Raw genomic sequence first — 25,966 nt, 5'->3', positions numbered from 1 at the left:
TGCCAGGTCACCCCGTTTTGTCGCTCCAATTATGCAGGTAGGCCGCCAGTTCCGCCCGGAACGGCGGCACAGTGTTGTATGAGTGCAACACTGTGACAGTTGTGTGAAGAATGGCCGTTCGGCTGATGTCAGCTTGGCCGTGCTGCTGACCGCGAAGCCTGACCGTGCTCGCCGCGGCACCGGCTGACCCGGTCACCGGCTGCCGTACCACGTCATGTCGGGCGCCGGGCCGAGGTCGAAGTCCTCGACGATCCGGGTGAGATCGATGCCCTCGACCGAGGCGTAGGCGAAGACGTTGCGGTCGTCGAGCTGCTCCGCGAACAGCTCGGTGCCCCGTGTCGACCGCCGGGCCCGGGCCTGCCGGATCATGAACTCCTCCGTGTCCTCGGTGCCCAGGGGCGACTCCACGGCGGGGCCGGCGTTCAGGCTCACCTCGGCCGACGTGGTGCGGATCAGCACGGACTGGAGCCACGTGCCGTCGGCGGCGAGCAGCGTGTACAGCCACGGCTGGTCGGCGAGCGGTTCGGGCAGCCAGCCGGGCCGCGGCCCGATCGTGAACGTGCCCGGGTCGCGGCGCAGCGACCGCGCGACCCGCAGGGCGACGCTGCGCGCCCGTTCGACGTCGTTGAAGCTCACCCCCACCTCCAGCCGCGGCTCGCCCGCCGGCTGCCAGACCACGCTGGCCCCGCCGTCGGGGGTGTACGTCGTCAGACGGCCCGGTGTGCCGTTGATGTCGACGCCGTCGGCGCCGGCCTCGGTGCTCTTCGCGGAGTACGGCTCCAACCAGCCGGTGGTGACCGACACGGACGGTGACCGCGGCTCGCCCTCCCGCTGCGGGCGGCGCCAGGTCCGGCCCACCACGATCGCGCCGCTGCCGTCGACGACGACGCCGAGTTCGGTCAGGCCGAAGCCGTCCGGCAGCCACCCCGGCCGCCACCGGGGCGCGGCCTGCAGCCAGCCGCCGCCCGGGCCGCCCGCGATCTCCGGGAACGCGGTGACGTCCGGACGGGCCAGCCGGTACGCGGCGAACCCGCCGGCGCCGGCCACGCCGGCCGTGGCGGTGGCACCGGCGACCCGCAGCAGCAGGCGCCGCTGGCGGTGGTGACGGGACCGGGCGTCGAGGGCGGCCCGGATGTGCTGGGGCGAATGGGCATCGTCGGCGATGGCTTCGATCGCCGCGCGGATCACGTCTGCGTCGCTCATCGTTCCTCCAGAAGACTTGGTGCGGCGATGCCGCGCAGGGTGGCCAGGGCACGGGACGCCTGGCTGCGCACGGTGACCGGGCTGCAGCCGAGCAGCGCGGCGATGTCGGCGTCGGCCATGTCCTCGAAGTACCGCAGCACGATCACGATCCGTTGCCGGGTGGGCAGTGCCCGGATGAGCTGGACGAGGGCGTCGCGGTCGGCGCGCTGTTCCGTGCCGTCGGCGACGGGCTCCGGCACGTGGGCGCGCTCCCGCCGCAGCCGGGCGAGGAACCGCCGACGGGTGGAGATGAGCTCGTTGATGACCATCCGGCGCACGTACGCCTCGGGCTCGTCCGCCGCGGCGATACGCGCCCAGCGAGGCTGGGCCTTGACCAGGACGTCCTGGAGCACGTCCGCGCCAGTGTCCGGGTCGCCGGCGAGGGCCGTCGAGTACCGGGTCAGCGCCGGCAGGCGGGCGGCCAGGAACTCCTCGAACGTCAACCGCATTCGTCGCACGTCATCTTCACGAAGCTGCCCCCGGGATCTGTTGCACCCGGCCCTACATCCCTTGTGTCGTAGGACGGTCACGGGATGTTCACACCCGAACGGTTTCGTCTGACACTGGCCTGCATCGATATTCAGGCACGGCGATCTCCGCATCCGGAGCCCGCGCCTGTCGCACAGCCGATCGGAGCAGGAATGACAAGACCGTCCCGCTGGATCCCCGCCCTTCTCGCCGCCGTGCTGGCCAGTCTGGTCCTCGCCGTGCCGGCCAAGGCCACCCCGCCCGGAATCCCGTCCAAGTCGACCGCGCAGAGCCGGCTCAACGCGCTCACCGTGGCGGCGCAGGGCTCGATGAGCGGCTACTCCCGCGACCTGTTCCCGCACTGGATCACCATCAGCGGCAGCTGCAACACCCGCGAGACGGTCCTCAAGCGCGACGGCTCGTCGGTCGTCACCGACAGCTCCTGCGCGGCTACCTCGGGCCGCTGGTACTCCCCGTACGACGGCGCGACCTGGACCGCCGCGTCCGACGTCGACATCGACCACGTCGTGCCCCTGGCCGAGGCCTGGCGCTCCGGGGCGAGCTCCTGGACGACCAGCAGGCGGCAGAGCTTCGCCAACGACCTCACCCGCCCGCAGTTGATCGCCGTGACCGACAACGTCAACCAGGCCAAGGGCGACCAGGACCCGTCGACGTGGCAGCCGCCGCTGTCGTCGTACCGGTGCACGTACGCGAAGATGTGGATCACGGTGAAGCACTACTGGGCGCTGACGCTGCAGTCCTCGGAGAAGACCGCCCTGCAGAGCATGCTCAACACCTGCTCGTCCTGACCGGGCCGCCCGGCGGGCCCGGCGGCTCACCTGCCGCCGGGCCGTCACGGTGCTCGCTCTGTGTCAGGGGGCCAGAGGTCGGAACGCCTCGTGAACGCCGCTCGTCCGCCGATTTACAGCATCGTTTCCCGGCAGCCATATGGCTGCCGAGATGGAGGTGGGATCATGCGCGCGTAATTCGACGTACATGTCTGCCAGGGAGGCTTCATGGACGATCTCTCCGTCGACAACCGGACCGTTGTGGTCCCGCCTGCGCCACGCAACGGGTTCGACCGGTTCTTCGAGATCACGGCACGCGGCTCGACGATGAGCCGCGAGGTGCGCGGTGGCCTCGCCACGTTCTTCACGATGGCCTACATCGTGGTCCTCAATCCGCTGATCCTCGGCAGCGGCACCGACAGCACCGGCGGCAAGCTCGCCATCACCGCGGTCGCCTCGGCCACCGCCCTGGTGGCTGGCGTGGTGACGATCCTGATGGGGGTCGTGGCCCGCTTCCCGCTGGCGCTGGCCGCCGGGCTCGGTGTCAACGCGCTCGTCGCCTTCGAGATCGCGCCCGAGATGACCTGGGCCGACGCCATGGGGCTCGTGGTCATCGAGGGTCTGCTCATCACCGTCCTGGTGCTCACCGGTCTGCGGACGGCCGTCTTCCGCGCGGTACCGACACAGCTCAAGACCGCCATCGGTGTCGGTATCGGCCTGTTCCTCGCGCTGATCGGTTTCGTCGACGCGGGCTTCGTCCGCCGGGTGCCCGACGCGGCCAACACGACGGTCCCCGTCGGGCTGGGCATCGGCGGCAAGCTGATCAGCTGGCCGGCGCTCGCGTTCGGCGTCGGCCTGCTGCTGACGGTCGTGCTCGTGGTCCGCAAGGTGCGCGGCGCGATCCTCATCGGCATTCTCGCCTCGACCGTGCTCGCGATCGTCATCGAGGCGATCGCGAAGGTCGGGCCGTCGTTCGTGGACGGCAAGCCCAACCCCAAGGGTTGGAGCCTCAACGTCCCCACCCTGCCGGACAAGATCATCGACAGGCCCGACCTGTCGCTGATCGGGCACTTCAACGTGCTCAACTCCTGGCAGACCGCCGGGGTCCTCATCCCGCTGATGTTCGTGTTCACGCTGCTCATCACGGACTTCTTCGACACGATGGGCACGATGGTCGCGGTGGCGCAGGAGGGCGACCTGCTCGACGCCGACAAGATGCCGCCGCGGACCCGCGAAATCCTGCTGGTCGACTCCGTCGCGGCGGCCGCCGGCGGTGCCGCCAGCACGTCGAGCAACACCAGCTACATCGAGAGCGCGGCGGGTGTCGCCGAGGGCGCCCGGACGGGGGTGGCGAGCCTGGTGACGGGTGCGCTGTTCCTGGTGGCGATGTTCTTCGCGCCGCTCGTGACCGTCGTGCCGTTCGAAGCGGCGTCGGTCGCACTGGTCGTGGTCGGCTTCCTGATGATGACGGCGGTCCGCACGATCGAGTGGTCGGACTACGACATCGCGCTGCCGGCGTTCCTCACGATCGTGCTGATGCCGTTCACGTACTCGATCTCCAACGGCATCGGCGTCGGCATCATCTCGTACGTGGTGATCAAGCTGGTCAGCGGCAAGGCGCGCCAGGTGCACCCGCTCCTGTACGGCGTGGCGGTGCTGTTCCTGGTCTACTTCCTCCGCGGCCCGCTCGAGCTGCTGTTCTGACCGACGCCACAGGCGGGGTCCCCGGTTCCGGGTGACCCCGCCTGCGGCGTGCCGGGTGGTGTCTTCATGCGGGGCGGGCTACCCGCCCACGTCCTGCGCCTCTGCTGGTCAGTCGGTGCCGGACTCGATCGCGGCGCGGTCGAGCAGCTCGTCGTCCTCGGCCGGGACCGTGCCGCGGGAGGCGATCGCCTCGGCGCCGCCCTCGGGCATCGCGCCGATGAGCTCGGTCGAGCTCGGCAGCGCGGCACTGATCAGTTTCGGACCGACGATGCCGAGCCCGGCGTACTGCTCCAGGCGGGCGCGGGAGTCGGCGATGTCGAGGTTGCGCATGGTCAGCTGGCCGATGCGGTCGACGGGGCCGAACGCGGCGTCCTCGGTGCGCTCCATGGACAGCTTGTCCGGGTGGTAGCTGAACGCCGGACCGGACGTTTCCAGGACGGAGTAGTCCTCACCGCGGCGCAGGCGCAGGGTCACCTCGCCGGTGACCGCCGACCCGACCCAGCGCTGGAGCGACTCGCGGAGCATCAGCGCCTGCGGGTCCAGCCACCGGCCCTCGTAGAGCAGCCGGCCCAGCCGGCGTCCCTCGTTGTGGTAGCTGGCGAGGGTGTCCTCGTTGTGGATCGCGTTGACCAGCCGCTCGTACGCCGCGTGCAGCAGCGCCATCCCGGGCGCCTCGTAGATGCCGCGGCTCTTGGCCTCGATGATCCGGTTCTCGATCTGGTCGGACATGCCCAGGCCGTGCCGGCCGCCGATGGCGTTGGCCTCCAGCACCAGGTCGACGGCGGTGGCGAACTCCTTGCCGTTGATCGTTATCGGACGGCCCTGCTCGAAGCCGATCGTGACGTCCTCGGCGGCGATCTCCACGTCGGGGTCCCAGAACCGCACACCCATGATCGGTTCGACGATCTCGATGCCGGTGTCGAGGTGCTCGAGCGACTTGGCCTCGTGGGTCGCGCCCCAGATGTTGGCGTCGGTGGAATACGCCTTCTCGGTGCTGTCCCGGTAGGGCAGGCCGCGGGCGAGCAGCCACTCGGACATCTCCTTGCGGCCGCCGAGCTCGGTGACGAAGTCGGCGTCCAGCCACGGCTTGTAGATCCGCAGCGAGGGGTTGGCGAGCAGGCCGTAGCGGTAGAACCGCTCGATGTCGTTGCCCTTGAAGGTGGAGCCGTCGCCCCAGACCTGCACCCCGTCCTCGAGCATGGCGCGGACCAGCAGGGTGCCGGTGACGGCCCGGCCGAGCGGGGTGGTGTTGAAGTAGGCCCGGCCGCCGGAGCGGATGTGGAACGCGCCGCAGGCCAGGGCGGCGAGGCCCTCCTCGACCAGGGCCGAGCGGCAGTCGACCAGCCGGGCGATCTCCGCGCCGTAGGCCGTGGCGCGCGCCGGCACCGAGGCGATGTCGGGTTCGTCGTACTGCCCGATGTCAGCGGTGTAGGTGCACGGGACGGCACCCTTCTCGCGCATCCACGCGACCGCTACCGAGGTATCGAGGCCGCCGGAGAAGGCCAGTCCGACGCGTTCGCCGAGCGGCAGGGAGTTGAGCACCTTGGACACGACTGCGAGTATATGCGGTCGACTGCATGATCATGCAAGATCATTGCCAGGTCGTGACGGGAATCATCGGATGGACTCCTGGCGACCTTCCGGTCACCCTGAGCGTGCCGCCCGCCGGACACTATGCTGCGGCGATGATCAGCCTTGCCGACGCCGTGGGCGCGGCTCGCGCGCGGTACGTCGCGGCGAACCCGGCCAGCAGCGCCCGGTACACCGACGCCCTCGCCGTGCTGCCCGGCGGCAACACCCGCACGGTGCTGTTCCACGAGCCCTTCCCGCTCGGCATCGTCCGCGGCGAAGGCTGCGTGATCTGGGACGCCGACGGTCACGCGTACGTCGACCTGCTCGGCGAGTACACGGCCGGGCTGTTCGGCCACTCCGACCCGGTGATCCGCGCCGCGGTCGTCGAGGCGCTCGAGAACGGCGTCACGCTGTCCGGGCACCCGATGGCGGAGGCCCGGTTCGCCGCCGCCGTCGCGGACCGGTTCCCGTCCATGGAACTGCTGCGGTTCACCAACTCGGGCACCGAGGCGAACCTCATGGCCCTGGCGACCGCCACGGTCGCCACCGGCCGCCGGCGGGTGCTCGTGTTCGAGGGCGCCTATCACGGTGGCGTGCTGTCGTTCCCGGCCGGCTACGACCCGAAGTCCGGCGGGGTCAACGTGCCGCACGAGTGGGTGGTGGCCGAGTACAACAACGCCGAGCGGGCCCGCGACGCCATCCGCGGCGCCGGCGACGAGCTGGCCGCGGTCCTGGTCGAGCCGATGCTCGGCTCGGGCGGCTGCATCCCGGCGGACCCGGACTTCCTCGCCGTCCTGCGGGCCGAGACCGAGCGCGCCGGCGCGGTGCTGATCTTCGACGAGGTGATGACGTCACGCCTCGCGCCCGGCGGGCGGCAGGCGGCGCTCGGCATCCGGCCCGACCTGACGACACTGGGCAAGTACGTCGGCGGCGGCATGTCGTTCGGCGCGTTCGGCGGGCGGCGCGACCTCATGGCCCGCTACGACCCGCGCCGGCCCGACGCGCTCGCGCACGCCGGGACGTTCAACAACAACGTGCTGACGATGTCGGCGGGGCTGGCCGCGCTGACCCGGGTGCTCACCCCGGCGGCGCTCGCGGCGCTCAACGACCGCGGCGAGCGGCTGCGCGCCGAGCTGAACCGGGTCTTCGCCGGCCTGCCGGCCCGGGCGACCGGCCTCGGCTCGCTGCTGACCGTGCATTTCACCGACCGGCCGCTGCGCACCGGCGCCGACGTCGCGCTGGGCGACCCGCTGCGCAAGGAGCTGTTCTTCTTCGACCTGCTGCACCGCGGCTTCCACCTGGCCCGCCGCGGCATGGTGGCGCTGTCGCTGCCGGTCGGCGACGATGAGTGCACCCGCTTCGTCGAGGCGGTGGCCGACTTCGTCGACGAGCGCCGTCACCTGATCAGCAGGTGACGGCGCTCGGGCCGTACCGTCAGAAGAGCTTCCGCGCGGAGCCGAGCCGCAGCAGGACGGTCTCCCCGGTGGCGTCCTGGACGGCGTCGTTGTCGGTGATCGCGTACACCTGACCGTCGCCGCCGATCGTGAGCCCTTCGAGCTTCTCCTGGGTCCAGCCGTTGTCCGCGCGCAGGGCCGGCAGCACGTCGACGGCCAGCCGCTTCGGCAGGACCGGCAGCGTGCCGGCCGCCGGGTCCTTCGCCGGGACGGTGACGGTGTAGACGCGCTTGATCTTCGCCGCCGGGCCGTTGAGCTTGTCCCGCTCGATGACCGCGAGGGTGTTGCGGTCGACGGCGACGATCTCGGAGAGCCCGATCCAGTCGCCGGCGGTCGTGGTGGTCTCCAGCCGGTAGCCGAACCACGTCCACCGCCGGGTGGCCACGTCGTAGCGGCCGATGCGGACCACGCCCGCCGGGTCGGTGCTCAGCTCGCGCTGCAGCGCCACCCACACGTGCTCGCCGTCCCGGTCGGTGACCGCCGAGACGCCCTCGATGCCCTGCTTGGCGAGGCCCGCGGCGACCTCGGCGGGCAGCGCCATGGTCTCCACCGTCCGCCCCCTGGCGTCGAGGCGGACGAGCTTGTTGCCGTTTCCGGTCGTGCCCTCCACGCCGAGCCAGAAACCGCCCTGCGGACGGGCGAAGACGCCCTCGGCGTCGTAGCCGACCGGCGCGCCCGACGCGTCGGTCACGACCAGCTCGGCGGTGATCTCGGCCGGCGAGGCCCCGGTGTCCAGCGTCAGGATCCGGGTCGGCGTGTAGGCCGCGTCGGTCACCGAGTACAGCCTGGACGGCTTGCCGGGGACGGCCGACAGCGCGCCGAGCGCGCCCCAGCCGATGCCCTTCGGGCTGACCACGCTCGGGAAGCCGGGTTTGTCCCGGCCGAGCTCGAAGACCGTGACGCTGGAGCGGACGTTGACCGACGCGTCGTCCTCCTCGCTGGAGACCACGAAGAGGTCCCGGGACGGGATGGGCAGCAGGCCCTCGGGACCGTTGGTGGTGGCGAGGATCTGCTTGAAGACCGGCCGGACCGGGTTGCTCAGGTCGTAGACCGCGACGAAGTTGCTGCGCTCCGAGCCGACGAACGCGTACCGCGTGCCGTGGTAGGTCGCGATCGCGAGCCCTTCCGGCTCGGTGCCCTTGTTGTCCGAGCGGTCGTCGTTGTGCAGCCCGTACGTGACCGCGAGCCGCTCGAACGTGTTGCCCGCATCCCAGGCGACCCGGCCCGTGACGGTGTCGAACACGGTCCAGCCGCGGGTGCCGCCCTTCCAGTCGCCCTCGTTGGCCGTGGCGACGTAACGGTCGTCGACCCAGGCGACCGCGTCGGGCTCGCGCGGCACGTCGGTGATCTGCCCGGTCAGGTCGATCTTGCCGTCGTCGGCCACGTCGACGCCCTTGACGGTGACGGTGCCGGCGCTGAACGCCTTCTCCAGCCGGCCGGTCCGCAGGTCGACGACGACGATGCCGTTGTTCTCCTGCAGCGTCACGACAAGCTTGTCGCGCCCGTTGATCGAGACGTACTCGGGCTCGGCGTCACCCGGCTCGGTGATGCCGGCGGCGGCCAGCACGCTCGCGGTCAGCTCGACCTTGCGGGTCGACCAGCGGCCCGGGTCGTCCGACGGCAGGTCCACGATCTGCACGAAGCCGCCGGGGGCCTGCGGCAGGTCACCGTCGTTGACGTCCTCGTCGCGCTCGTTCTCGATCGCGATCGCCGCGTACCGTCCGGTCTTGCTCAGCGCGATCGAGTCCGGCTGGCCGCCGAGGTCGAGGGTGCGCACGACCTTCCGGTCGGCGATCCGGACCACCTGCAGGACGCCGGACGGGTTGGTGAAGCGCTCGCTGGTGCCGACGACAACGAGCGCGTAGGCGCCGCGCACGGTCACCGAGGTCGGCTCGCCGGGTACGGACAGGGTGCCCAGGCCCTTCGGGCGGCGTCCGTCGCGGATGTCGACGAAGCCGATCCGCTTCGCCGGCGCGTCGGTGTAGATGAGGGTGCGGCCGTCCTCGGTGACGGCGGAGATCTCGGCCGAGGTCTCGGCGGCGGGGGCCTCGCCGGCCGGCCGGTTCTGGAAGACAGGGTAGGTGGACTGCCGGTCCCAGAACAGGGAGCGGTCCGCATGGGCGGACGCGGCGCTGGCGGGAAACAATCCCGTGGAGGTCACGGCCAGCGCGGTGAGCACGACCGGAAGCTTGCGATGGGCCATGAGCCGTGACGCTGGCACGTGGCGGCGACCCGGAGTGGTCCGGCGGGTGAACGCCACACTTTCCGATCATGAACCAGCGCTGTGGCTGTGGTCACGGCATTCAGACTAGCCTCCTAGGAAGCTCGACGGGATGTGGCCGGGCGCGCGGAAGTCGAGTGGGCCGTTCCGGCTGTGGGGAGCGTCGATCGGGTTCGGGTCCTACGATATGGACTCGCATCGAAGAGGTTGGATGCAATTTTCCTGGTTCTGCATGATCCCGAAGGGTTGGTGCTGCGATGGGTGCACAAAGTCTTCGGGATCATGGAGAGTCGAACACATCACCGTACGTCGATGCACCAAGATGTCCGGAATGTCGGGGGTCTGGCGGGCTGGGCCGCCGCTTGAGTGCCGGGTGTTCGTCCACTGTGGATGGTGAGCGGGGGCGTGAGTGGTGTGCCCGGATGCCGCTGCTTCGGCGATGCCGGTCGCGGCCTGTCCGCCGGGCGGTGCCGTGTGCGCGGAGCGTGTGCGGGCCGTTGATGTCGTCGGCGTGAAGTCGGCGTCGGTTGGTTGCGCTGCCGGGTAGTCGACGTTGTCGGCGTGGTCCTGTCGTCCGGGTGGCAGTGCTGCCGGGCCGGAGATCCGCGCGGTTCTGTCGTCCGGCTGTCCGTCCATCGCGCCGAACGGCGGCCCCAGTTGCCATGCCCCGGCCGACCACGGATGTGCCGCGAGCTGGTCCGGCGTGGCGAACCTCGCCACAAAGCGCCAGTTGCCGCTCGCGGCGGCCACCCATACGCAAGGTCTTGAGCGATCGCTCAAACGTCGCTACGCTGCCGTTTGAGCAAGTGCTTAAACCAGTCGCTCAAAAGGGGTGTGCGTTGTGGAGGAACGTCGAGGCCGGCGGCCCGGGCCGGCCAAGCTGATCCTGGCCGCGCTGATCGGCCTGTTCGGGATCGCCGTGTTCGTGGTCGCCGTGCGGGAAGGGCGGGCGGACAGCGCGCTGTTCTTCGTCGCGCTGCCCACCCTGCTCGCCGCCGGCCTGCTCCTCGTGACGGTGGAGAGCCTGCACGGGCGGCTCTTCGTCTTCGTCACCGTGCTCCTGCTGGTCGTGGCCGTGGGGATGCACGAGGGTGCGATCTGCGTCATCCTCGCCGCGCCGCTGGTCTATGCGGTCGCGCACGGCGCGCTCGGTCTCTTCCAGCTCCTCGGGAGCCTGCTGAACCGGCGCGGGACGCATCGCCGAGGGTATGCGCTGCTGCCCGTACCGCTGCTGCTCCTGGCGGGGCTGGAGGGCGTGACCCCGCAGTGGCGCATCGATCCGGACCGGTCCGTGTCCGTCACACGCGTCGTCGCCGCGGACGCCGCCGAGGTGGAGGCCCGGATCGCGGCCGGGCCGCGCACCGCGGCGGTGCGTTCCCTCCCGTTGCGTGCCCTCGGCGTGCCGATGCCGGAGCACATCGCAGGTCAGGGGCTCGACCCCGGCGACCTCTGGGTCTTCGGGTACCACGGCAGCTCGCACGGGCCGGGCGGCGAACTGGTCACCCGGGTGAGCGCGCACGAGCCCGGCCGGCTGGCCTTCGACATCGTCCGCAACGACTCGATCACCGCACGCTGGATGCGATTCGAGGGCGCGGAGCTGTCGTGGCACGCGGTAGACGCCACGCACACCGAGGTCCGCATCGTGCTGGCCTACCGCCGCGGGCTCGACCCGAGCTGGTACTTCGGTCCGCTGCAGGACGGCCTCACCCACGCGGGCGCCGGCCACTTCCTCGACATGCTGGCCCTGTCGTGATCACGGTCCGCTACGCCTGCCTGCTCGTCCCCGCCGCGCTCGTGCTGATCGGGCTCCGGGTGGAGCGGGGGCGCGACGCCCGGGCCGCGGCGCTGCTCGCCGGTGTCGCCGCGGCGGTCGGTGTCGCCGCCCTCGACGCGGTCGCCCGCCGGGCCGGCTGGTGGTCGTTCGCCGCCGTCGACGGCACGTTCCGCGGCCTGCCGGTCGACCTCTGGCTCGGCTGGGCCGCGCTCTGGGGCGTGGTGCCGGTGCTGCTGCGGCGCCGGTTGCCGGTACCGATCGGGCTCGGCCTGCTGCTCTGGCTCGATCTGCTGGCGATGCCGGAGCTCGCGCCGCTGGTCGTGCTCGGCGACGACTGGTGGGCCGGTGAGGCGGCCGGCATCGTGGCGGTCGCGGTGCCCTCGGTGCTGCTCGGGGTCGCGAGTGCGGAACGCCGCTTGCTGACGGTCCGGGTGCTGGGGCAGGTCGTCGTTTTCGCCGGGCTGTCCCTCTGGCTGGTGCCGACGGTCGCCTTCACCGTTGACGGCGCCTCCTGGGAACCGCTGCTCACCCCGGTGATGGCGCAGCTCGCGCTGCTGGTGTCGGTGCCGGCGCTGCTCGCCGTGCGGGAGCTGCTCGTGCGGGGGCGGGGCACGCCGTATCCGTGGGACCCGCCCGGGCGACTGGTCACGACGGGACCGTACGCCTACGTCGCGAATCCCATGCAGGTCAGCACCGTCGCGCTGATGCTGCTCATGGCCATGGCCGCGCGCAGCTGGGCGCTCGCGGTCGCCGCCGGGCTCGCGGTCGCCTTCAGCGCCGGGGTGGCCGCGCCGCACGAGCGCGCGGCCCTCGTCCGGCGGCACGGGGAGCAGTGGCTGGAGTACCGGCGGCACGTGCGCGACTGGTGGCCGCGGTGGACGCCGTACCGGACGGGCCGCACCCCGGTTCTGTGGCTCGACGACGACTGCGGGCCGTGCACCGCGACGGCGGCCTTCCTCCGCCGCCGGGGCCCGCGGGGGCTGGTCCTCGCCCCGGCCGCGAGCCATCCGGGGCCGCTGCGGCGGGCCGGATACACGGGCGGCGACGGCCACACGGAACGGGGGGTGGCCGCCGTCGCCCGCGGGCTCGAGCACGTTCACCTCGGCTGGGCGTACGCCGGCTGGTTCCTGCGGCTGCCCGGCGTCGGGCTGCTCGCCCAGCTCGTCACCGACGCGCTCATAGCGCCGCCGCACCTCGCCGGTACCGTCGAGGGTGACCACGATGGGGGGCTGGATGTCCGACACCAAGCAGCGGCTGCTGGAAGGCGCGCTCGCCGCCGTCAATGAGCACGGCATCACGGGTGTCTCGGCCCGCACCATCGCCGCCGCCGCCGGGGTCAACCAGGCGCTCGTCTTCTACCACTACGGCAGCGTCGACGACCTGCTCGCCGCCGCCTGCCGCACGAGCACCGAGGCCCGGGTCGCCGCCTACGCGGCCGAGTTCGCCCGGGTCACGTCGCTGCGCCAGCTGCTCGACGTGGGCCGCAGGCTGCAGGTGCGGGAGCGTGCGCTGGGCAACGTGTCGATGCTCGCCCAGCTGCTCGCCGCCGCCCAGGCCGACAAGAAGCTGGCCGCGTCCGTCGGTGGGTGCCTGCAGCTCTGGGTCGACGAGATCGAGTCGGTGTTGCGCCGGCTGCTCGCCGGTTCGCCCTTCGCGGAGGTCGCCGACCTGGGCGGGCTGGCCAGGGCGGTCTCCGCGGCGTTCGTCGGGATCGAGCTCTACGCCGGGGTCGACGAGACGGGTTCCGAGCACGCGCTGGCCGCGCTGGAACAGCTCGCCATCCTGGTCGAGGTGGTCGACGACCTCGGGCCGGTGTCTCGGCGTGCGCTCAACTCCCGGATCAACCGGGCGGTCCGGCGCGGCTGAAAGACCGCCCGGCCGGCGGCGGTTTCCGGACCGACCGCTTCCCGACGCGTACAAGGCCGTCTGGGATTTCCGCGGGCAGGAGGCGACCTCGCTGTCCGTCACCGTGGAGGGCGAGCAGCGGTACCTGGACTCCCGGCTGACGGCCCGCATCCCTCGCGGGTGATTTTGGGGTGAGCGGCCGGATCTGGGTATCTGCCCCAGGTGCCCGTACGCCGGCGGGCGGTGGCCGATGGTCTCGCGTCCCCACGCCGACCTGGGAGGAACACATGCCGACCGCACGCTATCTGCCGATCGCCGACCACGGGCTGATCGGTGACCTGCGCACCGTGGCGCTGGTCGGCACCGACGGCACGATCGACTGGTACTGCTGCCCGCGTTTCGACGCGCCCAGCGTGTTCGGTTCGATCCTCGACGCCGACCGGGGCGGATCGTTCCGGCTGGCGGCCGACGGGCCGGCCGCCACCAAGCAGTTCTACTTCCCGGACACCAACGTGCTCATCACCCGGTTCTTCACCGAGGAGGGGGTGGGCGAGGTCCAGGACTTCATGCCGGTGGTCGACGACTCGGTCGAGGCCGACCGGCACCGCCTGATCCGGCGGGTGCTGTGCGTGCGCGGCATGGTGGCGTTCCGCGCTCGGGTGGCTCCGCGGTTCGGCTTCGGGACGCAGCCGCACACCGTGCGCCAGCTCCACGGGCAGACGCTGTTCGAGTCGGCGGACCTCGCTCTCGCGCTGACGGCCACGGCGCCGGTCGAGATCGACGCCTCGGACGCGACGTCGTCGTTCAAGCTGCTGGAGGGCGAGTCCGCGGTGTTCGCGCTCGACCGGATCCGCGACGGTGTCGCGCCGCGTGGCTGCCCGCACGCCGAGGCCGAACAGGAGTTCGCCGGCACGGTCGCGTTCTGGCGGCGCTGGCTGTCCGCCTCCCGTTACCGCGGCCGGTGGCGGGAGACGGTGCACCGCTCCGCGCTGACCCTCAAGCTGCTCACCTACGCGCCGACGGGCGCGATCGTGGCCGCGCCGACGACCAGCCTGCCCGAGCAGGTCGGCGGCGAGCGGAACTGGGACTACCGGTACGTGTGGATCCGCGACGCCGCCTTCTGCGTGTACGCGCTGCTGCGGCTGGGCTTCACCGGTGAGGCCGAGGCGTTCATGAGCTTCCTGAGCCGGCACGTGACCCTGCGCGGCGGTGGCCCCTCCGGGCCGCTGCAGATCATGTACGGCATCGACGGGCGTACCGAGCTGCCCGAACACGAGCTGGACCTGGAGGGCTACCTGGGCTCGGCCCCGGTGCGGGTCGGCAACGCCGCGGCCGACCAGCTCCAGCTCGACATCTACGGGGCGCTCATCGACTCGATCTACCTGTACGACAAGTGGGGCAAGGCCATCTCCAGCGACCACTGGGAGGCGGTCTGCGCTCTGGTCGACTGGGTCTGCGAGCACTGGGACCAGCCGGACGAGGGCATCTGGGAGACCCGCGGCGGGCGGAAGAACTTCCTCTACTCGCGGCTGATGTGCTGGGTGGCGATCGAACGGGCCATCCGCGTGGCCAGCCACCGGGGTCTGCCCGCCGACCTCGTACGCTGGGGCGGGATCCGGGACACGATCTACCGGCGGATCATGCGGCGCGGCTGGTCGGCCGAGCGGCGCGCCTTCGTCCAGCACGAGGGCGACGACGTGCTGGACGCGGCCGTGCTCATGATGCCATTGGCGAAGTTCATCGCCCCCACCGATCCGAAGTGGCTGGCCACCCTCGACGCGCTCACGGCGGATCTGGTGTCCGACTCGTTGGTCTACCGTTACGACCCCGAGGCGAGCCCCGACGGCCTGCACGGCGAGGAGGGCACCTTCTCGATCTGCTCGTTCTGGTACGTCGAGGCGCTGACCCGGGCCGGACGCCTCGACGAGGCGCGGCTGGCGTTCGAGAAGATGCTGACCTACGCCAACCATCTGGGGCTGTACGCCGAGCAGATCGCCCGTACCGGCCGGCAGCAGGGCAACTTCCCACAGGCGTTCACCCACTTCGCGCTGATCAGCGCCGCCTTCAACCTCGACCGTGCCCTGGGCTGACTCAGTGGGCCGCGGTGAACTGCTCCGCCTCGGTCGAACCGGCGAGGGCCGTCGTGGAGGCGGCGGGGTCGACCGCGGTCGCGACGAGGTCGAAGTAGCCGGTGCCGACCTCACGCTGGTGCCGGGTCGCCGTGTAGCCGCGCGGCTCGGCGGCGAACTCCGCCTCCTGCACGTCGACGTAGGCCGGCATGCCGCGCCGGGCGTAGTCCCACGCGAGGTCGTACATCGACAGGTTGAGCGCGTGGAAGCCGGCGAGCGTGATGAACTGGAACCGGTACCCCATCGCGCCGAGCTCGACCTGGAACCGTGCGATGGTCTCGTCGTCCAGGTGCTGCCGCCAGTTGAACGACGGCGAGCAGTTGTAGGCGAGCAGCTTGTCCGGGTGTTCCGCATGGATCGCCTCGGCGAACGTCCGCGCCTGCTCGAGGTCGGGCGTGCTGGTCTCGAACCACAGCAGGTCGGCGTAGGGCGCGAAGGCGAGGCCGCGCGCGATCGACGACTCGATCCCCGGCTCGATCCGGTAGAAGCCCTCGGCGGTGCGTGTGCCGGTGATGAACGGGCGGTCCCGCTCGTCGACGTCGCTCGTGATGAGCGTCGCGCCCAGCGAGTCGGTCCGCGCGACCACCAGCGTGGGGACGTCCGACACATCCGCCGCGAGCCGCGCCGCGACCAGCGTCTTGATGTGCTGCTGTGTCGGCACCAGCACCTTGCCGCCCAGGTGGCCGCACTTCTTCTCGCTGGCGAGCTGGTCCTCCCAGTGCACGGCGGCCGCGCCCGCGGCGATCATCGCCTTCATGAGCTCGAACGCGTTGAGCGCGCCGCCGAAGCCGGCCTCCGCGTCCGCGACGATCGGGGCGAGCCAGTACCGCCCGTCCTCCGAGCCTTCGGTCGACGCGATCTGGTCCGCCCTGAGCAGGGCGTTGTTGATCCGTCGTACGACCTGCGGAACGGAGTTGACCGGGTACAGGCTCTGGTCCGGATAGGTGTGGCCGGCCGTGTTGGCGTCGGCGGCCACCTGCCAGCCCGACAGGTAGATCGCTCCGAGACCTGCCCGGACCATCTGCACGGCCTGGCCGCCGGTCAGCGCGCCGAGCGCGGCCACGTACGGCTCGTCCTGCAGCAGCTGCCAGAGCCGCTCGGCGCCGAGCCGGGCGAGCGTGTGCTCTTCGCGGATCGTGCCGCGGAGCTTGATGACGTCCTCGGCGGAGTACGGCCGTTCGATGCCGGACCAGCGGGCGTCGGTCTTCCACTGCGCGGCGAGCCCACATGCCTCCAGGCCCAGGTCGGTACGTGCGGTCATCTCGAATCACCTCCGGGTCTCCTGCCCGTCAAAGAAGGGGAAGCTTCCCGCGGGGAACGCCTCCGCACACGCGACATCGCGGAAAAAACGGTAGAATTTCGTCAGTGGGAAGAAGGGCCGAGTTGCCACCCGGTATCGAGTCCGACCTCCGCCTTGTCGGCAGGCGCATCCGGCACGAGCGCCGGGCGAGGCGGCTGACCCTGGCCGAGCTGGCCTCGGCGGTCGGCAGTTCCCCGTCGCACCTTTCCCAGGTCGAAAACGGCCGCCGCCAGCCGACGCTGCGCCTGCTCGCCGCGATCGCCGCCGCCTTCCGGCTGTCCGCCGACGAGCTGCTGCGTCCCGAGCCGCCGAGCCGCCGGGCCGCGCTCGAGATCGCCGTCGAGGAGGCGCAGGCGGAGCCCATGTACCGCGCTCTCGGGCTGCCGCCGCTGCGCCCGGGCCGGCGTGTGCCGACGGCCGCGCTCGAGCACATCAGCGGCCTGTACGACGCGCTGCGCCGCCGTTCCGAGCGCTCGGCCAGCACGCCGGAGGAGGCCCGGACGGCGAACAGGCAGCTGCGTGATGAGATGCGCGAGCAGGGCAACTACTTCCCGGCCGTCGAGGCGCACGCGGCCCGGATCCTCGACGCGGTGGGGTACGGCGGGACCGGCGCGCTGTCCCAGCGGGTGCTGCTCGACATCGCCGCCCACTGCGGGTTCCGCCTGCGGTACATGCGCGACCTGCCGCGATCGGTACGCTCGGTCGCCGACCTCCGGAACCGGCGGATCTACCTGACGCAGGGCAGTTGGACAGGCGGCCACGACACCCGCAGCGTGCTGCTGCAGACCCTGGCGACCTTTGTCCTCGGGCACGGCACGCCGGCCGGGTTCGCCGACTACCTGCGCCGGCGGACCGAGGCGAACTACTTCGCCGCGGCCGTCCTCGTGCCCGAGCGTGCCGCCGTGCCGCTGCTGCGCCACGCCAAGGAGGATCGGTCGCTGGCCGTCGAGGACGTGCGGGACGTCTTCTCGGTCTCGTACGAGATGGCGGCGCACCGCTTCACCAACCTCGCGACGCGGCACCTCGACCTGCCCGTGCACTTCGTCCGCACGGACGAGGACGGGCGGATCCACAAGGCCTACGAGAACGACGGCGTCGTCTTCCCCGCCGACGCCGACGGTGCGATCGAGGGGCAGCGGGTGTGCCGCCAGTGGGCGGCGCGGCGGGTCTTCCGGTCGGCGCGCAGTTATCCGGGCCTCGAGCAGTACACCGACACGCCGACCGGGACCTACTGGTGCTCGAGCCGGGACGTGGGCGAGGGTTTCGCGGTGACCGTCGGCGTGCCGTTCCGGGAGTCGAAATGGTTCCGCGGCCGGGAGACGACCGAGCGCAGGACGTCCCGGTGCCCCGATCCGTCGTGCTGCGCCCGGCCGCCGGCCGACCTCGCGGCGCGGTGGGACCGGCTGGCCTGGCCGTCGGCGCGCGCCCAGTCACACGTCCTGGCCGTGCTCCCGCCCGGCGTCTTCCCGGGAGTCGACCTCACCGAGGTGTACGAGTTCCTCGACCGTCATGCCGCCGACGCCGGCGACCCCTGAGCCCGGCGGCCGGCGGGCGAGCAGCAGCGGCGGCGAACCGGTCCGCGGCGCTCATCGGGCGACCGCCGTCGCCGTGGCACAGGCGAAATGCAGCTCCGGGTCGGCGACGCTGTCCGCGCGCAGCAGCTTGACGTCGGCCTGGTAGGTCGTCGAGGTCAGCCACGGCCTGCGGGCGCCCTGGCGGGGCAGCTGCGCGACGGCACGCTGGATGTAGCCGGCGCCGAAGTCGAGGAACGGCCGGGTCGGCATCGCCGGGTCGCCGACCTCGGGGCGGCAGATGTCGTACCCGTGGGCGTCCATGTGGGCCAGCAGCCGGCAGAAGTGTTCGCAGAGCAGGCCGACCTTCAACGTCCAGGACGAGTTGGTGTAGCCGATCGCGTACGCGAAGTTCGGTACACCGGACAGCATCATGCCCTTGTAGGCGACGGTGTCGGGAAGGTGTACCGCGGTGCCGTCGACCGTCAGCGCGACGCCGCCGAGGGCCTGCACGTTGAGCCCGGTGGCGGTGACGACGACGTCGGCCTCGAGCTCCCGCCCGGACTCCAGCAGCACACCGTGCTCGGTGAAGGTGGCGATCCGGTCGGTCACGACCGAGGCGGTGCCCTTGCGGATGGCCCGGAACAGGTCCCCGTCGGGCACCGCACACAGCCGCTGGTCCCAGGGGCCGTACGGCGGGTTGAAGTGCTCGTCGACCGGATAGCCCTCCGGCAGTTGCTTGACGTTGACCAGGCGGATCAACCGGCGTGCCGCCTTCGGGTACTGCTGGCAGAACCACCAGATCGCGCGCTGGCGGGCGATGTTCTTGCGCCGCGTCAGCGCGTGGCCCCGCGCCGCCCCGAGGTACTTCTTCAGGGTGTTGCCGACGGTGTCCTTCTTCGGCAGGGGCATGACGTACGACGGGGTGCGTTGCAGCATCGTCACGTGCCCGGCCGTGCCGGCCATCGCCGGCACCAGCGTGACCGCGGTGGCCCCGCTGCCGATCACCACGACGCGCTTGCCCGCGTAGTCCAGGTCGTCGGGCCAGTCCTGGGGATGGACGATCGGGCCGCCGAAGCGCTCCCGGCCCTCGAAGTGCGGGGTGAACCCCGCGTCGTAGCGGTAGTAGCCGCCGGCGCAGAACAGCCAGCCGGCGGTCAGCCGCAGCCGCTCGCCGGTGTCGGTGCGCTCGACGTCGACGGTCCAGCGCGCGTCGCCGGACGACCAGGACGCGGCGAGCACCTTGTGGTGATAGCGGATGTGCGGGTCCAGGCCGTTCTCGGTCGCGGTCTCGCGCAGGTAGGCGAGGATCCGCGGCGCGGAGGCGATGGACTCCTCGTCCCGCCACGGCTTGAACTCGTAGCCGAAGGTGTAGAGGTCCGAGTCCGACCGGATGCCCGGATAGCGGAACAGGTCCCAGGTGCCGCCGGAAGCGGCACGCGCCTCGAGGATCGCGAAGCTCTTCGACGGCAGTTCCGTCTTCAGGTAGCGCCCGGCGCCGATGCCGGAGATCCCGGCACCGACGATCAGGACGTCGAGGTGTCCGGCTGTGGGCGGAACGGACGGGTCGGACATCGGCGGCGGCTCCAAACAGCGACGTTCGGCCCTTCCATGGTGCGGCGCGGAGCGCCGACGGGTCGAGGGCGATCCGCACCAGTCCGGAGGGGCTGATTGTGCACTCTGCACTGTACTGTCGTCGCTGCTGCCGCGCCCGCTCGCCGGCCACACCCTCGCCGTCGGCGCCGCGCTCGAGGTTCTCCGCCGGCGTGGCCGGGACTGACCACGGCGCGGGCCGTCACGGATGTGCGGTGGCGTGCACCAGTTGCGGCGCGTCCGCCGCGACGGACCCGGGTGACGGGCCGGGCCGCGGTGTCGGTGACAGGGCGACGATGATCCAGCAGACCGCGCTCGTGCAGGCCATGGCCGCCACCGGGATCAGCACCCGGTCCGCCGAGGTGGCCAGGTGCCAGCCGACGTCGTAGGGCGTCACCAGGTAGATCAGCGTCAGGAACGCCGAGTAGCCGCCGATCACGAGCCACAGCCAGGGATCCGCGCCGAGGCCGAGCGCCCGCCGCCGCTTGCGGAGCAGCAGCACGCCGAGCAGCGCGCCGCCGGCCGCGAAGAGCACGACGCTGTCCGCGATGCCCCACAAGGTGGTGCCGATGGGGCTGAACCGGTGCCGGATCTCCGGATCGCCCTGGAGGAGCTGGCCGAACCTGCCGGAGGACAGCACGTCGGTCTTCGCGCCGAACGCCCGGGCGGTCAGCGACCACACGACGCCGACGCCGAACGGCAGCCAGCTCCAGGCGGCGCGGCGCCAGGCCCGCCGATGCCTGACGGTGGCCACCACGGCGAGCACGCCGACCAGGCTCACGCCCTCGTTCTTCATGAGCGGCGCACAGCCGAGCAGCAACAGCGTGATCGGCAGGACCCGGGTGTCGAACGGGTCCCGGGCGAACAGCAGCAGCACCGCGCCGGCGGTGAACGCCGCGGCGCACATGGCGTCGCTGAGCCCCGCCGCCGGCGCCGTGTACGTCGGGAACCACAACGACAGGCCGGCCGCGATCGAGCCCGACCACGACAGCAGCGGCGGCGCCGCCGCGGTGACGACGCGCACGGCGTAGCCGAGCATGGCGATCGACGCGCCGGTCACCGCACTGGAGACGAACTGTGCGGCGAAGAAGTCACGTGTGTCGAGCACGCCCCAGGCCAGCGCGACGGCGGAGGAGTTCAGGGGCGGGTAGTCCGGATGCGTGAACACCATCGCCGGGTTGCCCATCACCTCCCGGGTGTAGTCGGCGCCCTCGAGGAGCATGCCGGCGTGCAGCCACCAGATCGCGTGGGCGTCCCAGTCGTTCGGCGCGCGGAAGGCGGTCAGGAAGGGAAACAGCAGCGGCACGGTCAGGATCGCGGCCGACAGCCACGAGCCGTGCGGCACCGGCGGCCGCCGCCGGAGATGCCACGCGAGCAGCACGGTGCCGACGAAGGCCATCGGAAGGTAGGCCCACAGCGCGCCGCCGATCCACAGCATCGGCAGGACGGCCGCGGTGACGGTCACCGCGCCGGTGAGCGGCGAGAGCACGAGCGAGAGCGGCCAGCTGCGGGTGAACGCGTAGGCGAGCGGCAGACCCGCGACGACCAGCAGCGCGAGCGCGGCGAGGACGGTTGTCATGCGCGCACCGCCAGGATGTCCAGCCGGATACCGTACGGCGCCGCGGCGTCGGGAACGCACGACAGCCGCACGTCACCGGGGTCGGCGACGGTGAGCCCGTTGAGCGCGGAGGCCTCGAACAGGCGCATCCACCAGACGAAGTCGACGCCCTCCGGCTGCTTGATCTCCACCCGCGTGCCGGCCGGGACCAGCCGATCCACCTCGCGGACGAGGTAGGCGGTCTGTTCGACCTGCCGGTCCACGTCCGCCTGGGCGGGATCGACGTCCCTCAAGGCCCGCTGGCCCTGGTATGCCGCCTTCAGCGCGGGCATGACGCCGTTGAGGGCGGCGACACCGCAGACCGCCGCGATCATCAACCGGGAGACCCATCGGAACCAGCGCGACGCCGCAACGCCGCGCCAACGCGCTATCTGCGGCATCAGCCGCCACCCCCGTATGGCTGCTTCCTCACGGCGGCGGGCGCCCCCGTGAGGGACAATCTTCCGACCGCCGCGCCGGTCGCCGCAACCCCGCGCCCGTGCCGCCGGAGGACCACCCTGACCTGCACCCGTCCTCCTTGCCGGCGTCACCCTGTCCCGCTCACCCGCACGGTGTTTCTCGTCACCCGCGAACGGCCCGGGCCGTAAGTTTTTCGTAAGGCCGCCGCCGCACGCTCGGTGCATGACCGGAACGGAGCGAAGCGGAGGGGCCGGTCATCGTGGGCTCAGCCTGAAGGTCAGGCGGCCGGAGCGAAGCGGAGGACGCATGACCGAGCAACATGACGAGCTCCTGGAGATCGTTCGGGAGCTGATGCGTGAGCACGCACCGCAAGCCGCCGAGACGATCAGCCGCGGCTCGCCCGCCTGGAAGTCGCAGGAGATCCTCGCCATCGTGAGCCACAGCAAGACCCACCTGACCCTCGCGTTCACCCACGGCGCCGAGTTCGACGACCCGCACGGGCTGCTCGAAGGCATCGGCAAGAACACCCGGCACGTCAAGCTCAAACTCTCCCGGGAGGTGCCGCGGGCCGCGCTCGGCGACTACATCCGGCAGGCAGCCGACAGAGACCGGGCGTAGCCGCTCGTACGATCGACCGGCTCACCGGCGGCGGCCCACTGACCGTGCCGCCGTGGCGTTGACGGCCGCGGGCCGGTGCTTCCTCAGCATGGTCGATGGTCACGAGGCGGCGGGACTTTCGGCCCTGCCGCCTCTTCTCCGTGCGCGCGAGGCTGTCGGTGCAGCGACCATCGAGGAGGGTACCGATGACAGCCACCAGCGCCGCCGTGCCGACCGAGTTGGCCGCCTGGCGCGGCTTCCAGGGCGGGCGCTGGCGCGACCGGATCGACGTCGCCGACTTCATCCGCGCGAACGCCCGCCCGTATGAGAGCGACGGCGCGTTCCTCGCCGGCGCGACCGAGCGGACGAAGCAGGTGTGGGACCGGATCACCACGATGTTCCCGCAGGAGCGCGAGCGTGGCGTCCACGACGTCGACCCGCGCACGCCGGCGTCGATCACCTCCCACGCGCCGGGATACATCGACCGGGACCGGGAGCTCATCGTCGGCCTGCAGACCGACGCTCCGCTGCGGCGGGCGATCATGCCGTTCGGCGGCCTGCGCATGGTCGAGAACGGGCTGCGCGCCTACGGCTACGAGCTCGACCCCGCGATCAGGGAGATCTTCACGAAGTACCGCAAGACCCACAACGACGCGGTGTTCGACGCGTACACCCCGCAGATCCTCGCTGCCCGCCGGGCCGGCATCATCACCGGATTGCCGGACGCGTACGGCCGGGGTCGCATCATCGGCGACTACCGGCGCGTGGCCCTGTACGGCGTCGACTTCCTCATCGTGGCGAAACGTATGGAGAAGGCACTGCTGGACGGCCATGCCGCGACGCCGGACGTGATCCGGGACCGGGAGGAGCTCGCGGAGCAGCTGCGCGCGCTGGCGGAGCTCAAGACGATGGCCGCCGGCTACGGCCACGACATCTCGCGCCCGGCGTGCACCGCCCGTGAGGCGATCCAGTGGCTGTACTTCGCCTACCTCGCCGCCGCGAAGGAGCAGAACGGCGCGGCGATGTCGCTCGGCCGCACCTCGACCTTCCTCGACGTGTACCTCGAACGCGACCTCGCCGAGGGCACGCTGACCGAGACCGGGGCGCAGGAACTCGTCGACGACCTCGTCATCAAGCTGCGCATCATCCGGTTCCTGCGCACCCCGGAGTACGACCAGCTGTTCTCCGGCGACCCGACCTGGGTGACCGAGTCGATCGGCGGCATGTCCGTCGACGGCCGCACCCTGGTGACGCGCACGTCGTTCCGCTACCTGCAGACGCTGTACAACCTCGGCCCGGCGCCCGAGCCGAACCTCACCGTGCTCTGGTCGCCGTCGCTGCCGGAGGGGTTCAAGCGCTTCTGCGCGAAGGTGTCGCTGGACACGAGCGCGATCCAGTACGAGAACGACGACCTGCTGCGCGAGTACGGCGACGACGACACCGCGATCGCCTGCTGCGTCTCGCCCATGCGGGTCGGCAAGGACATGCAGTTCTTCGGCGCCCGGGTCAACCTGGCGAAGGCGTTGCTCTACGCGATCAACGGCGGCCGGGACGAGATGACCGGCGCGCAGGTCGCGCCCGCCACCGAGCCGCTCACCGGCGACGTGCTCGACTACGCGGAGGTGGTCGCCGCCTTCGACCGGACGTTGGACTGGCTCGCCCGCACGTACGTCGACGCGCTCAACATCATCCACACCATGCACGACAAGTACGCCTACGAGCGCATCGAGATGGCCCTGCACGATCACCCCGTGCGCCGCTTCCTCGCCTGCGGCATCGCCGGGCTCTCCGTCGCCGCCGACAGCCTCGCCGCGATCCGGTACTCGCACGTCGAGCCGATCCGCGACGAGACCGGACTGGTCATCGACTACATCATCGACGGGGACTACCCCAGCTACGGCAACAACGACGACCGGGCCGACGCGATCGCCGTGTGGATCGTCGAGACCTTCATGGACAAGGTCCGCGCCTACCCGGCCTACCGCGACGCCATCCACACCCAGTCGGTGCTGACGATCACGTCGAACGTGGTGTACGGCCGGCACACCGGCAACACCCCGGACGGGCGCCGGGCCGGTGAGCCGTTCGCGCCGGGCGCCAACCCGATGAACGGCCGTGACGTGCACGGCATGGTGGCGTCCGCGCTGTCGGTCGCGAAGCTGCCGTTCGCGTCGGCGCGGGACGGGATCTCGCTCACCAGCACCGTCACCCCCGGCGGGCTCGGCCGCAGTGACGCCGAACGGGTCACCAACCTGGTCGGCATCCTCGACGCCTACACCGCCACCGGCGGGTTCCACCTCAACGTCAACGTGCTCGACCGCGAGACGCTGCTCGACGCGATGGCCCACCCGGAGCGGTACCCGCAGCTGACCATCCGCGTCTCGGGCTACGCGGTGAACTTCGTCCGGCTGAGCCCGGAGCAGCAGCGCGACGTGATCGGCCGCACCTTCCACGGCTCGACATGAGTGTTCCGGAGCCGCTGATCGTCCCGCCCGCCGCCCCCGGCGGCGGGATCGCCCGGCCGGACGCCACCGTCGACTCCCCAGCGTGGTGGCGCCCGGTCCCGGGACGGCTGCACTCGTGGGACGTCTCCACCGGCGTCGACGGGCCGGGCACCCGTTTCGTCGCGTTCCTCGCCGGCTGCCCGCTGCGCTGCCTGTACTGCCAGAACCCGGACACCTGGCGCATGCGCGACGGCACCCGGACCACCGCCGGGGCGGTCATCGACAGAGCCGCCGACTTCGTCGCCTTCGTCCGCACCGCCGGCGGCGGCCTGACCGTCAGCGGCGGTGAACCCCTCCTGCAGGCGGCGTTCACCACGGCCCTGTTCACCGGGGCCCGGGAGCTCGGGCTGCACACCGCCCTCGACACGTCCGGCGCGCTCGGCGCACGCGCCACCGACGCCCTGCTCGCGGTGACCGACCTGGTGCTGCTCGACATCAAGGCCTGGGACCCGGACCGCTACCACAGGCTCACCGGCGGCGTGGTCGGCCCGACGCTCCGTTTCGCGCGCCGCCTCGCCGCCCGGAGGACACCGGTCTGGATCCGGTACGTGCTGGTGCCCGGCCTCACCGACGACCCCGCCGAGGTCGACGGCGTGGCCGGCTTCGCCGCCGGGCTCGGCAACGTCGAACGGGTCGACGTGCTGCCGTTCCACCGGCTGGGCACGGCCAAGTACGACCGGCTCGGCATCCCGTTCCGGCTCCGGGACACCGCACCACCCGACCGTGACCTGATCGAGCAGGTCCGCGCCCGGTTCGCCGCGCACGGCCTGACGGTCTACTGATCGGTGCCCTCGGGCCGGTAATGCTGAACGAGGACCTCGGGGACAAGGGTGCGGCGGAGCGTCGCATCGGTGCGCCCGGCGCGGCACAGCAGATCCCGGCGTGTGACGATGCCGACGAGCCGGCCGGTCGCGCCGGTCACCGGCAGCCGCCTGATCCGGTGGCGTGCCATGAGCTCGGCGGCGCAGTCGACCGGGGCGGCGGCGTCGACGGTCACCGCCGGGCTGGTCATCAGTTCGCGGGCGGTCGCGCCGCCGTGCGGGCGCAGGACGTCCGCCTCGGAGACGACGCCGAGCACGTGGTCGCTTCCGTCGACCACCGGCAGGCCGCTCACCCCGTAGCCCGTGAGGACGCCGACGATCTGCTCGTACCGGCAGTCGGGCGTCACCACGAGGACCGCCGGGGTCATGACGTCACGGACGGCAAGCTGGCTCATCGGACCCACCCCCTTCCAGGTCTACCCTTGA

Annotated in this window: 20 protein-coding genes and 1 pseudogene; 11 read left to right on the top strand and 10 right to left on the bottom strand. The window is 71.6% G+C overall.

Translation table 11 applies throughout. The features are described 5' to 3' along the window. Positions 1-192: 192 nt before the first annotated feature. Both Dfulv_RS28275 and Dfulv_RS28270 read right to left on the bottom strand, forming a co-directional pair. Positions 193-1,203 (bottom strand): hypothetical protein, encoded by a 1,011-nt coding sequence (locus Dfulv_RS28275; RefSeq protein ID WP_259856559.1) that lies wholly within the window; start codon positions 1,201-1,203, stop codon positions 193-195. Then, positions 1,200-1,691: a SigE family RNA polymerase sigma factor gene (locus Dfulv_RS28270; protein ID WP_319805701.1), complete on the bottom strand. Its 492-nt coding sequence runs from the start codon at positions 1,689-1,691 to the stop codon at positions 1,200-1,202. The genes Dfulv_RS28275 and Dfulv_RS28270 overlap by 4 nt, the downstream gene beginning before the upstream one ends. Before the next feature lie 192 nt (positions 1,692-1,883). Between Dfulv_RS28270 and Dfulv_RS28265 the strand changes: the two genes are divergently transcribed. Together Dfulv_RS28265 and Dfulv_RS28260 are read left to right on the top strand one after the other, a co-directional pair. Beyond that, positions 1,884-2,519 carry an HNH endonuclease family protein gene (locus Dfulv_RS28265; RefSeq protein WP_259856556.1) on the top strand — a complete coding sequence of 212 codons (636 nt, stop codon included), beginning with the start codon at positions 1,884-1,886 and terminating at the stop codon, positions 2,517-2,519. A 207-nt stretch (positions 2,520-2,726) separates the two neighbouring features. Then, entirely contained in the window at positions 2,727-4,202 is a 1,476-nt protein-coding gene (locus Dfulv_RS28260; protein WP_259856554.1) for an NCS2 family permease, read from the top strand. A gap of 108 nt (positions 4,203-4,310) precedes the next feature. Here Dfulv_RS28260 and argG read toward each other — a convergent pair whose 3' ends face one another. Further along, the gene (gene argG / locus Dfulv_RS28255; protein ID WP_259856552.1) at positions 4,311-5,753 is read right to left on the bottom strand and encodes an argininosuccinate synthase; all 1,443 of its coding nucleotides are present in this window, start codon (positions 5,751-5,753) and stop codon (positions 4,311-4,313) included. 134 nt (positions 5,754-5,887) lie between these two features. Here argG and Dfulv_RS28250 point away from each other — a divergent pair, with 134 nt between their 5' ends. Next, entirely contained in the window at positions 5,888-7,189 is a 1,302-nt protein-coding gene (locus Dfulv_RS28250; protein WP_259856550.1) for an aspartate aminotransferase family protein, read from the top strand. Positions 7,190-7,208: 19 nt separating this feature from the next. On the opposite strand, the gene Dfulv_RS28245 is transcribed toward Dfulv_RS28250, so the two are convergent. Further along, complete coding sequence (locus Dfulv_RS28245; protein ID WP_259856548.1) at positions 7,209-9,431, bottom strand: esterase-like activity of phytase family protein; 2,223 nt, start codon at positions 9,429-9,431, stop codon at positions 7,209-7,211. 198 nt (positions 9,432-9,629) lie between these two features. Further along, on the bottom strand, positions 9,630-10,199 hold the full coding sequence (locus Dfulv_RS28240; protein WP_259856546.1) for a hypothetical protein: 570 nt from the start codon (positions 10,197-10,199) through the stop codon (positions 9,630-9,632). Between the two features lie 91 nt (positions 10,200-10,290). Between Dfulv_RS28240 and Dfulv_RS28235 the strand changes: the two genes are divergently transcribed. From Dfulv_RS28235 to Dfulv_RS28220, 4 genes and pseudogenes are all read left to right on the top strand, one after another. Next, on the top strand, positions 10,291-11,202 hold the full coding sequence (locus Dfulv_RS28235) for a hypothetical protein (RefSeq protein WP_259856545.1): 912 nt from the start codon (positions 10,291-10,293) through the stop codon (positions 11,200-11,202). Beyond that, positions 11,199-12,559 (top strand): annotated as a pseudogene (locus Dfulv_RS28230) (methyltransferase); the annotation flags it as partial. The gene Dfulv_RS28235 and the pseudogene Dfulv_RS28230, both read left to right, overlap by 4 nt. Beyond that, positions 12,457-13,089: a TetR/AcrR family transcriptional regulator gene (locus Dfulv_RS28225; protein WP_259856542.1), complete on the top strand. Its 633-nt coding sequence runs from the start codon at positions 12,457-12,459 to the stop codon at positions 13,087-13,089. The pseudogene Dfulv_RS28230 and the gene Dfulv_RS28225, both read left to right, overlap by 103 nt. A 266-nt stretch (positions 13,090-13,355) precedes the next feature. Continuing rightward, a complete protein-coding gene (locus Dfulv_RS28220; protein WP_259856541.1) occupies positions 13,356-15,158 on the top strand; it encodes a glycoside hydrolase family 15 protein in 1,803 nt (600 codons plus the stop codon). Position 15,159: 1 nt separating this feature from the next. Here the strand turns inward: Dfulv_RS28220 and aceA are convergent, their stop codons facing one another. Beyond that, positions 15,160-16,458 carry an isocitrate lyase gene (gene aceA / locus Dfulv_RS28215; RefSeq protein WP_259856540.1) on the bottom strand — a complete coding sequence of 433 codons (1,299 nt, stop codon included), beginning with the start codon at positions 16,456-16,458 and terminating at the stop codon, positions 15,160-15,162. 104 nt (positions 16,459-16,562) lie between these two features. Between aceA and Dfulv_RS28210 the strand changes: the two genes are divergently transcribed. After that, positions 16,563-18,032, top strand: a complete 1,470-nt coding sequence (locus Dfulv_RS28210; RefSeq protein WP_259856539.1) for an XRE family transcriptional regulator — start codon at positions 16,563-16,565, stop codon at positions 18,030-18,032. A gap of 51 nt (positions 18,033-18,083) precedes the next feature. Here Dfulv_RS28210 and Dfulv_RS28205 read toward each other — a convergent pair whose 3' ends face one another. The 3 genes from Dfulv_RS28205 to Dfulv_RS28195 all read right to left on the bottom strand — a co-directional run bounded on the left by Dfulv_RS28205 (position 18,084) and on the right by Dfulv_RS28195 (position 21,599). Further along, the gene (locus Dfulv_RS28205; protein WP_259856538.1) at positions 18,084-19,583 is read right to left on the bottom strand and encodes a flavin-containing monooxygenase; all 1,500 of its coding nucleotides are present in this window, start codon (positions 19,581-19,583) and stop codon (positions 18,084-18,086) included. A gap of 220 nt (positions 19,584-19,803) precedes the next feature. After that, positions 19,804-21,180: a hypothetical protein gene (locus Dfulv_RS28200; RefSeq protein WP_259856537.1), complete on the bottom strand. Its 1,377-nt coding sequence runs from the start codon at positions 21,178-21,180 to the stop codon at positions 19,804-19,806. Next, entirely contained in the window at positions 21,177-21,599 is a 423-nt protein-coding gene (locus tag Dfulv_RS28195; protein ID WP_259856535.1) for a hypothetical protein, read from the bottom strand. Before Dfulv_RS28195 ends, Dfulv_RS28200 begins: the two co-directional genes overlap by 4 nt. 325 nt (positions 21,600-21,924) lie before the next feature. Between Dfulv_RS28195 and Dfulv_RS28190 the strand changes: the two genes are divergently transcribed. From Dfulv_RS28190 to pflA, 3 genes are all read left to right on the top strand, one after another. After that, positions 21,925-22,236: a DUF1801 domain-containing protein gene (locus tag Dfulv_RS28190; RefSeq protein ID WP_259856533.1), complete on the top strand. Its 312-nt coding sequence runs from the start codon at positions 21,925-21,927 to the stop codon at positions 22,234-22,236. A 185-nt stretch (positions 22,237-22,421) separates the two neighbouring features. Beyond that, a complete protein-coding gene (gene pflB / locus Dfulv_RS28185; protein ID WP_259856531.1) occupies positions 22,422-24,680 on the top strand; it encodes a formate C-acetyltransferase in 2,259 nt (752 codons plus the stop codon). Then, on the top strand, positions 24,677-25,501 hold the full coding sequence (pflA, locus tag Dfulv_RS28180; protein WP_259856529.1) for a pyruvate formate-lyase-activating protein: 825 nt from the start codon (positions 24,677-24,679) through the stop codon (positions 25,499-25,501). Before pflB ends, pflA begins: the two co-directional genes overlap by 4 nt. Here the strand turns inward: pflA and Dfulv_RS28175 are convergent. After that, the gene (locus tag Dfulv_RS28175) at positions 25,495-25,935 is read right to left on the bottom strand and encodes a CBS domain-containing protein (RefSeq protein WP_259856528.1); all 441 of its coding nucleotides are present in this window, start codon (positions 25,933-25,935) and stop codon (positions 25,495-25,497) included. The two genes, pflA and Dfulv_RS28175, sit on opposite strands and share 7 nt — an antisense overlap. Between the last annotated feature and the right edge of the window lie 31 nt (positions 25,936-25,966).

Source organism: Dactylosporangium fulvum, from assembly GCF_025137375.1.
Classification (GTDB): Bacteria; Actinomycetota; Actinomycetes; order Mycobacteriales; family Micromonosporaceae; genus Dactylosporangium; species Dactylosporangium fulvum.
Note: the sequence above shows the minus strand (reverse complement) of the source record. Positions and strands in the feature narration are given on the sequence as shown.